We start from the raw sequence: 9,083 nt of genomic DNA on the forward strand, positions 1-9,083 counted from the left end.
TAATCTATAGCGCCCTACCTATGTTCCACGTGAAACTCGGAAAATCTTTATCGTTTTTTATTCATTTCAGCTAAAAGATCGAGCTGAATTTCTTGAATATGTGCAAGCCTTTCCCACTGATGCGATAAAAGATGGTCCATTTTTTCATGTAAATGACGAATCTCAAGCTCGGCTTTTAAATTAATTTGATAGTCATGTTGAGAACGTAAACGGTCTTTGGCTTCTTGACGGTTTTGACTCATCATAATAATAGGCGCTTGAATTGCAGCTAAACATGACAATACTAAATTCAGCAAAATAAAGGGATAAGGGTCGACGGGACGGACCACCATCACAACCGTATTTAAAACAATCCACCCCGTTAAAAATAAAGCAAAACAAATGAGAAAAGCCCAGCTACCACCAAATGACGCGATTTTATCTGCCAGTTTTTCTCCAAACGTCCAGTTTTGATCAAAATCTGACTCTGTATTTCGGCTAATCAGTTCATGCCGTTGCATACTGCCAATCACTTCATTTTCTAGGTTAGATAACTCACCCTTTTCCGAGCGTAATAGGGACTGCACATATTTAATTCGATAATCTGCCAGATCGGCCCGACAAATAAAGCTTGAGTAACTCCAATCTGGATAGTCTTTTAAAATTTCATCACTAATCACGTTACGGATGACTTCACCCGATACTAAATCTTTTAAAGGAAAGCTCTTTCCACATACGGCGCATTGGCGACACTGATTTTTATTCTCCATATTATCCAGCTCGCAATTGATCATAAGATTAGTATATAAACGATTTTTATTGATCGCATCGTAAATAAAAATAGCGCTCTAACCTAAAATCTGTAAAGTCGATGAAACTATTTTTCGGTGGGCAGAAATCATAGGCTTCATATAATAAGATTTGAATGTCAGGAGGTAGCGCAGAAAAATAAGGCTTATTCATAAATTATATTCTTGTAAAATATCATTTTTATTATTGAGAATTTTTTAGGGTGTCAAGGGAAAACATCTATGGTTTACTTCAACAATCATAACTTTGTAAGTTATAACCTTGTGCCTATAAACTTTTGATCTATAGCGTCCTAAGCCGAATCGAGACCTTTTGGGTGAGTACACACTAACGTTATACGTTTCGGTGCATGCTACTCTTTTCGATCCCTATCACACCCTTGAGATATAGTTTAGCCAGCAGCCTGCGGGATTGTTTTTCTAAGAAAAGCGAATTTTTATTATTTTTGGGAATTTTTACGTCATTAGACAAATTTAAAAGAATATATTCCCATTTACCTATAATTAGTTAAATTTAAATTCCACTTTATTTGTATTTTTCGGTTTATTTTACCAATTAAAAAATTTGTAGACCAAATTGGGAACTCTTCCATCAATTTATGTTTAGCCGAATAAATCATGTAAAGCCGACTTCTTAATCCCGCTTTTAAGTATTTTTATTCTTTGCGTACTACTCTTAGAGATAACTTTTGCGCTTAAATACATTATAAAAACATATTATAAATTATTTCTAACCAAATGATTGGTTTTTTGGAACTTTATAATGAACAACAATATTATAATTTTTGGTTATGGAACAGGTATTTCCAAAGCCGTAGCACATAAGTTTGGTAAAGAAGGCTATAAAATCGGGTTAGTGGCACGAAACGCCCAAAAACTTGAAAAGGCTATTCTAGAACTTAAAGCACAAGGCATTGAAGCTTACGCTTTTGCATGTGATTTAGCTGTTCTTGAAGATATACCAAACCTTATTAAACGCATTAAAGATCAATTAGGAGAGATTAAAAATATTCATTGGAATGCTTTCCATGATATTGAAGGCAATATCTTAGAAACCCCTCCACTAGAGCTTACCAAAAGCTTTCATATTCGCGTGTCGAGCTATATTGCGACGGTACAGGCTTGTCTAGGCGATTTAGAGAAGAACCACGGTAGCATTTTATCAACAAACGGAATTTTTGCTTTCGATGCAGTGGGCATCGACTTGGTTGCCAAAGAATATTCATCGTTAGCAACTACCGCTGCCGCTCAGTATAAAACTACCAACTTACTTGCTCACAGTCTTGCTGACACAAATGTTTATGTGAGCCAAGTGATTGTAAATGGTTTCGTAGATGGCAGACCTGAAGCCAAAGATAAAACCTACGCGGTGCATCCAGAAACGGTTGCAGAGCAGTTCTGGTATTTACACCAGCATAAGCAAGAAACTGTTTCTCTTTGTGGTGAAGCCATTCAAGCTGCTTAAACAATTTCTTATGATAGAAGAAGCGTAATCAATTACGCTTCTCTGAAATTTTTTAATTTTATATTTATATGTCGCAAAAATATTTAATTATTTTTCATATTCTAAAGGATCAATTTTGTATTCTTTGAATAAAATTGAACGCACAGAGTCTTTTATACGTTCATCATGTTTAATAATTAAATAAATATCTTTTTTAGTCAGAGGAATTTCTTTTAGTAAATCAGGCAAGTCCTTCGACCTTATACCACTGACTTCACTAGGTTGTTTTAAGATATCTGGGTCTTGTTCTTCGAATTTAAAATCTACACCTTGTAAATTGAAATAAACCATAACTCTTCTGTTCAAAGAGTCACTATCATCATATAAAACAGTACCTTCTGGCAAAATATAATATTCTGGCAAAGTGCTATTTTTCGAATATTTACCTTCAAACGAATATATCTTTAAAGGTTTTTCTAAAACATGAATTCCTGGTACTTTTGTACTTTTCCAGAAGTAATAGTTTATTAAGGACTGTATGATGAAAAGTAAAATTAGTATGGTAATTAATAAATTCTTTTTCATACTTATCTCTTATTTAAACCAAATAAAATCATATGGTTAAATATCTTATTCATTTACAATAAATTCATAGGTCTTATCTAACTTCCCATCCCCACTAGCATAAAAACCCGCATATATATGAATTGTAAAAGTTCCCTTATACTTTGGAACTCCAGAAATTTTTAAATTATTATAAGCATCCGCTTCATGTTCATCTATTGGGCTAATAGAGATATTCATATCACTAGGGAAATTAGTTTCAACTTCGAAAGAATATGGTATCACTCTACCACCTGATATGTTTAATTGCTGATTATATGCCTTACCTATATAGGCTACTGGAAGTCTTTCAGGCTCAATTGTATATTCGTGACCACACCCTGCCATAAGTAACAAGGGAATACCTAAAGTTATCAAGTCAAGTTTTAGATTTTTAAACAAATTATTTTTCTTCCCATACAATTGGAAATTTTTCTGATTTAGAGACATTACCAATCATTGCAGAGAAAATTGCTTGGCATTCTAAATTAATTTTTTTAAGTGAACTGATATCTATAGGCTCACAGCTTCTATTATCATAATTTGAGCAAAATTCTACAGATACATCAATTTTGTTATTTTCAATCTTATCTATATAAGCATCCAACATTTGATTGTTATTAGCAGTATTTTTGCAAACAATTTTTTTTGATGAAGATTCTTTTATTTTATTTAAAACTTCCTTATCTTCAATTTTCGTAGCAAAGTTTAATTTTTCATTACTTTTCCTAGTATGTTCTATTGTGAAATTTGAAATTTTTTCACTACATCCACTTAAAAAAATTAGCCCTAATAGGTAAAGAAATTTTTTCATTTAAAACTCTATTGGAAATTGGATTTTCTTATAGCTTCTTTGGATATTAAAATATTATCTGCTACAACTTTACTACTTTGTAATAAGCCCCCAAAAACTACTCTACAAGACATATTGCTAGTTAACAATTTTTCCAATTGATTCTTATCGATACATACATTCATGGATTCATCTTCGCAGACTTTGAAGTACCCAGATGAAGTATATTTTCCTTTTTTTAATTTCTCTCCCTCGACTGAAATAGCTCCTGTCACAAAGTAATTTTTAATATTATCGCACTTAAAATGTGAATATTTATAATTATTCTCTTGATAAATCTTATTTAAATCATCATTTGTTTCTAAATTAAATTTAAAAATATCACCACTCATACCATCCAGACGTGAGTAAGTTAAACTCTTAATCTCTGCATTATTGTTAGATGCTTTCTCATTATTTATAAAAGGATTACATGCTGACAATGTTATAGAAAGCAATGTTAATAAAAAATATTTCATTTTATTCTACTCAACTCTTTTGACAAAATATCCTGCACACTTAAATTATTAACAATTTTCTCTTGCATCATTAATCTGAAATCTGCATGGCTATACCTTGTTACATAGTAATAGGAACTATTACTAGAGGGATAACTACTCCATTGCCCACCTAAATCTGCAATCAAATCATTGTTCCACTCATAACTTTTAGGGTCACAACTTATACTAATCCAAAGATTAAATACTGGCTTTGGTCTACTATAATAGATACTAGTTCTAGATCCCAAACCAATTTTAGATAATATTTCTCCCACTGGATCAATAGTTATCAGCACGTTAACCTTACAAATATTATTCTTATGCAATATTTCAGCTAATCCAGCTGCATTCCAACCACCTAAACTATGACCAACAATATTTACTTGTGTTTGAGGATAGGTTTTTAAAAAATTTTTTACATCATTGAAAGCATTTAATTTTTTATCCTTATTTGTATTTACTGTTAACTCTCTTGTATCAGATACATATGCCTCTTCATACCCATAATATTTAACAAATGCATTTTTACTGCCACCTTTTATAGTTGCAAAATAATTATTAACATAGTTTCCAACAAAGTATGTTGGGCCAATAGGTCTAAAATCCCCCCACCCGACAGGAACATCTCCGGGTGTAAATACATACTTATCAGCTGCCCCTCCAATGAAGATTGTTAAACTATGAGTATAAGTTGTTAACTTAACTGGAATTACTGGCGGCACATTACTTACTTTTCCATGTGCTTTTTTTAACAATTCAGTCGCTTGTTTTTTTATATCTTTATTGGCATCTATTACATTATCCATTTCAATTTACCACATGTATTTTATATTGCTTATTCGGCTCTTCAGTTTCTAACTTAACCAAGCCAGTTCGATCTAACTTACCGCGCTCAACTTCTTTATCATGTTCATCAAAAATAATATATTCCGTACCAGGTTTTAGTTTATTTCCTTGTTTATCCATTACATCAAACCATACACCATATTTTTGTTTTCCTTGTTCTGGTAGATACGGTAATGAACTATTCACACTCCCGCCCCCCATAAATAAATGCTGTCCAGCCTTCACCTCAAACTTGCCGCTCGTGGTCATAAAAATACCCGATCCAGTAATTTTGACTTGAGAGCCGCCTGCGGTGAGAACAATTTCTTTGGCTGCGGTCGCTTCGATTTTGTCTTCAGTAGAAATCACCTGAACAGCTTTACGGGCAATTAAATCAGCTCCATCGCCTTGCGCCTGTATTTCGACTTTACCTTTGCCTGCATACAATCTCGCCCCTTGTTGCGCTGCAAAAAGGCTAATCTTATTTTGGGCATGTGCAATCAAGTTCTTTTGAGTAGACAGATTGATGCTATCTCCGGCAGTTTTGTTGAGCTGACCATCTGCACTTAAGTGAATGTCTTCGTTACTGGCTAGAGCAATACTGTTAGGCGCAGTTAATATCATCAAAGCTTGCTTAAAAGCAGCAGCTTTGTCTTGGTCTTTCTCTTCAATTTGCTCTATGAACGTTTTTAAGTTCTCAAGCATTTCCAATGGATCAGTTTGCTGATTTTTAGCAACTTCACTGAGTGCCTTGGCATTATTGAGGCCGCCTTCGATTTGTTGCTTGGCCTCGCTTGCATCAAGGTGTACACCTTGAGCCTGATCCTGTTTGTGGGTACTAACGAGTAAACCACTGCCTGCTCGAACCGCGCCCCACTGGTCAGTTCTAAGTTCAAAACCTTCCCCACGACCATCGCTTTCCGCCTTGTCTTTTGGATGGCTTAAGTTACCCAAGTTTAGCTGGCTGGCTGCATGGCTACTTTGTAGCTGGGCACTGATTTGGCCTGTGGTGTCATCAAAACGGAGCTGGTTAAAGCCCTTACCGTCGACTTCTTCTGAACGGATACCGCTAAGTTTCTTGGTGTCAGGTAGCTGGCCTTTCTGGTCGAACTGCGTTGGGTGGCGCTCGGCTTCATGAATACGCCCCACCACAAATGGACGGTCAATATTGCCGTCAAAAAAGTCGATCACAACGATCTCGCCTACGCGAGGCAGGAAGCGTGCGCCATAGCCCGTGCCCGCCCAAGGGGTGAGTACATCGACCCAAGCGGAGTCGGTGTCATTGTCGTTACTTCCAGCTCCACCATCATGACTGTGGTCATCAGCTCGGGTAAACAGGAAACGGACTTTAATGCGTCCCCACTGGTCGACATGAATGCTTTCACCCTCTAAACCCACCACTCTAGCGCGCTGTGGGTGAGCGGCTGGTCGGTGCTCTAGCGGATTATATTCAGGCACAGCTTTGATGTTGCGACGAACGACATTCAGCTCAGCAAAGTGGCGCTGCTCAGGGTTTTGACTGTCGAGTTGGGCTGCCTTGAGTTTGCCTTGTGGTAATAAGCGCTCGAGTTGCTGTTGTAATTCTTTCGGTAAATTATTCTGGTTATAGTAGTGTTTGCTTAAGATTAAGAACTCTTTATCAGCACTGTCATGTTGGTCAAGTTCCGGATGGTCATTGAGTTCAAACCAGTAACCTACCTGTGCATCACGGACGTTGCCTGCAACGGTAAACTGTTTAGAACTCAAGTGATGGTAAGCATTGATGTGCTGGTTAAGCTGTTCAATCTGGCTATTGCCTGAAGCGGTGGCTTGATCTTCCCCGTTTAAATCCTGCATCCACGCTGGGCTAACATGCCATGCATCTTCAAGGTTCAGGCTTGCATTGTCATAGTGTTCGCTGTGCTTTTGGGTGCCTTGTACGCTGCCGCTACCTTCTTCTTGTTGCAAAGCATCGGCTTGCCAGCGTTGCACATGAACCGAGGTTGGTTGTAAACGACGCTCAGCTTTGACTTGGGTAATGGTATCGAACTGCTCTGTCGCACTGCTGCGTTGATAGCGGATGCTACGGCGTTCAAGTGCCTGATAATTTTGGTTATCGTCAATTAAACGTAAGACTTGTGGCTGGATAGAAGCATTTGGGTCAGCGACAAAAAGCTGTGACTCATCGACCAGCCAGTTAATGCCTTCACTACGCCACAAACGGGTTAAAAAGTCATAATCGCTTTCATTTGACTGCATCACAAATGGACGCACATCGTAGTCTTTAGTTAAACCAGATGTATCGAGCGTTATGCTTGAGGCAAATAACGGGCTTTTTTCCTGCCATTCCTTAAACAGAATTTCACTAATATCGCGCACGCTTTTATTCATAAACACGCGGCTATTACGGCGCTTATGCCAGAGTGCAGTTGGGTCTTTTAAGGTGAGGTTATAAATAGTGAGTGAGCCGTCGCTTTGCCCTTGGCTGGCTTCGGTAATAATACCTGTCGTTCTAAAAAACTGGCCTGTATCGGTGACCTGATCGACGGCAACCTGACAGCCAATAAACTGTTTTAATGCAATATGGGCGTTTGTCGACAGACACAATAACTCAGCAACGCTGCCCTGATTAAGCGTATGTTCGCCTTCAATACGTTGTAAGAAGACTTGCTGATTTAAAGACTGATTTGAGAATTGGATATGAACAGCACGATTTTGTGAAACAAGGCCTAAACGTTCCAATATACTCGACACACTCATCTGCATTTTTATTATCAATCAAACTTATATTTAAGCCATATTTTAATTAAAAAAAGACTAATCTGTCTATCTATACTCATTTTCAAAATGTAACTAGTCTAAATATGCAGTTTTACGTTAATTTCTTATTAAATAGGTATTTAAACCGTAAAATTCGATCATTTTAAAGTACTATAAATCATGGAGATATTATTAAATTTTTCAAATAAAAATCAAACATATAGCAAGAAATTAAATTTTAAGATTAATAAAATTCAGGATGAGATATGAAAATAAAAAAGTCTGCTTTTTATATATTTACCATGATTTTTTCGCTTCATTCTTCAGCATTTGCTGAGCCGAGTGTTGCTGATGTTCAATATCGTGCACAGCAAGGACAACCGATTGCACAATATCATCTTGGCATCATGCTTTTAACTGGTGAAGGCACGCCGAAAAACCTACAACTGGCAAAGAAATGGTTCCAGCAAGCTGCCAATACAGGTGATGTGGATGCGAAAGAAATGCTTAAAAGTTTAGAACGAAAAATCAAAACTTAATGTTTATCTTGCTCCAATAACTTACTAATTTCTTCACCGTATACCCATTTATTTAAAATACCTTCTGAACTTTCTAAGCCTACAATATCTAGAAAACTTTCAAATGTAGTTGCCACTTGTTCTCGATCTTCTGTATCCAGCTTGTCAGGATCGAGTTGACCAATTCCATGAGCAAGAACTTGTAAAAGTTCTGCCTTGGTTGGCTCATTCTTTTGTTGATAAAGTACAATAAAAGCTTGTGCAGCATCAGCCACTTTTTGATTCAAACTCATACGTAATGCAGAATTTTGAACCCCTGTATATAGCTGACCATCTCCCGCAAAATGATCTTGAGCTTTAAACTTTTCTAATTGTTGAATAACAATAGAGTTAGAATTTTGAATACTCATTTCTGTTTTATTCTCAGTTTTTTGGGCACAACCAACTTGTGAACTTAAGACAGCCATGACTAGAACCAAAAGCTTTTTCATAGTTTTATTACTTTTATATTTATCTGCATCCAATATAAACTAAATTAATTATGATTTTCCATATCCATGAGGTTTTATTTTATTATTTATTTTTTCTAATTAAACATAAACATTAACTCTATTATTTTAAAAACATATTTAGTTTTATTATTAAATCAAAAATATTTTAAATATTAAATTGACGTATTTAAAATCACCGATTATTATTCCGTTGCTGGCCTACATTGCCAGACGGTTTTGACAGACCGTAACTCGTAGCGAATTGTAGTTCTACTATAATTCGTTAGACCCTTGCGTCCCCTTTCTTTGCGGTAGGATGATCTGCCCCCATAAAGTTGGACAG

Annotated in this window: 9 protein-coding genes and 1 pseudogene; 2 read left to right on the forward strand and 8 right to left on the reverse strand. The window is 36.2% G+C overall.

Features of this window, described 5'->3' with window-relative positions; translation table 11 throughout:
- Nucleotides 1-47: 47 nt before the first annotated feature.
- Nucleotides 48-749 carry a DUF1003 domain-containing protein gene (locus KNQ97_RS16900; protein ID WP_000428564.1) on the reverse strand — a complete coding sequence of 234 codons (702 nt, stop codon included), beginning with the start codon at nucleotides 747-749 and terminating at the stop codon, nucleotides 48-50.
- A gap of 802 nt (nucleotides 750-1,551) precedes the next feature.
- Here KNQ97_RS16900 and KNQ97_RS16905 point away from each other — a divergent pair.
- Nucleotides 1,552-2,253: an SDR family oxidoreductase gene (locus tag KNQ97_RS16905; RefSeq protein WP_001063521.1), complete on the forward strand. Its 702-nt coding sequence runs from the start codon at nucleotides 1,552-1,554 to the stop codon at nucleotides 2,251-2,253.
- A gap of 87 nt (nucleotides 2,254-2,340) precedes the next feature.
- Here KNQ97_RS16905 and KNQ97_RS16910 read toward each other — a convergent pair whose 3' ends face one another.
- From KNQ97_RS16910 to KNQ97_RS16935, 6 genes are read right to left on the reverse strand one after another with little or no spacing between them, the layout of a single operon-like run.
- On the reverse strand, nucleotides 2,341-2,817 hold the full coding sequence (locus KNQ97_RS16910) for a hypothetical protein (RefSeq protein ID WP_253612496.1): 477 nt from the start codon (nucleotides 2,815-2,817) through the stop codon (nucleotides 2,341-2,343).
- A 45-nt stretch (nucleotides 2,818-2,862) separates the two neighbouring features.
- Nucleotides 2,863-3,285 (reverse strand): hypothetical protein, encoded by a 423-nt coding sequence (locus tag KNQ97_RS16915; protein WP_253612497.1) that lies wholly within the window; start codon nucleotides 3,283-3,285, stop codon nucleotides 2,863-2,865.
- The gene (locus tag KNQ97_RS16920; protein WP_253612498.1) at nucleotides 3,239-3,649 is read right to left on the reverse strand and encodes a hypothetical protein; all 411 of its coding nucleotides are present in this window, start codon (nucleotides 3,647-3,649) and stop codon (nucleotides 3,239-3,241) included. Before KNQ97_RS16920 ends, KNQ97_RS16915 begins: the two co-directional genes overlap by 47 nt.
- A gap of 8 nt (nucleotides 3,650-3,657) precedes the next feature.
- On the reverse strand, nucleotides 3,658-4,146 hold the full coding sequence (locus KNQ97_RS16925; RefSeq protein WP_000873301.1) for a hypothetical protein: 489 nt from the start codon (nucleotides 4,144-4,146) through the stop codon (nucleotides 3,658-3,660).
- A complete protein-coding gene (locus KNQ97_RS16930) occupies nucleotides 4,143-4,973 on the reverse strand; it encodes a hypothetical protein (protein WP_000370898.1) in 831 nt (276 codons plus the stop codon). Before KNQ97_RS16930 ends, KNQ97_RS16925 begins: the two co-directional genes overlap by 4 nt.
- A gap of 1 nt (nucleotide 4,974) precedes the next feature.
- Nucleotides 4,975-7,737: a type VI secretion system Vgr family protein gene (locus tag KNQ97_RS16935; RefSeq protein ID WP_253612499.1), complete on the reverse strand. Its 2,763-nt coding sequence runs from the start codon at nucleotides 7,735-7,737 to the stop codon at nucleotides 4,975-4,977.
- Between the two features lie 257 nt (nucleotides 7,738-7,994).
- On the opposite strand from KNQ97_RS16935, the pseudogene KNQ97_RS19230 reads away from it, so the two are divergent.
- A pseudogene (locus tag KNQ97_RS19230) lies at nucleotides 7,995-8,270 on the forward strand (tetratricopeptide repeat protein); the annotation flags it as partial.
- Here the strand turns inward: KNQ97_RS19230 and KNQ97_RS16950 are convergent.
- Nucleotides 8,267-8,740 (reverse strand): DUF4844 domain-containing protein, encoded by a 474-nt coding sequence (locus KNQ97_RS16950; protein WP_253612500.1) that lies wholly within the window; start codon nucleotides 8,738-8,740, stop codon nucleotides 8,267-8,269. The pseudogene KNQ97_RS19230 and the gene KNQ97_RS16950 sit on opposite strands and share 4 nt — an antisense overlap.
- Nucleotides 8,741-9,083: the final 343 nt, after the last annotated feature.

Source organism: Acinetobacter sp. UC24323 (assembly GCF_024151445.1).
In the GTDB taxonomy this organism is placed as follows: domain Bacteria; phylum Pseudomonadota; class Gammaproteobacteria; order Pseudomonadales; family Moraxellaceae; genus Acinetobacter; species Acinetobacter baumannii.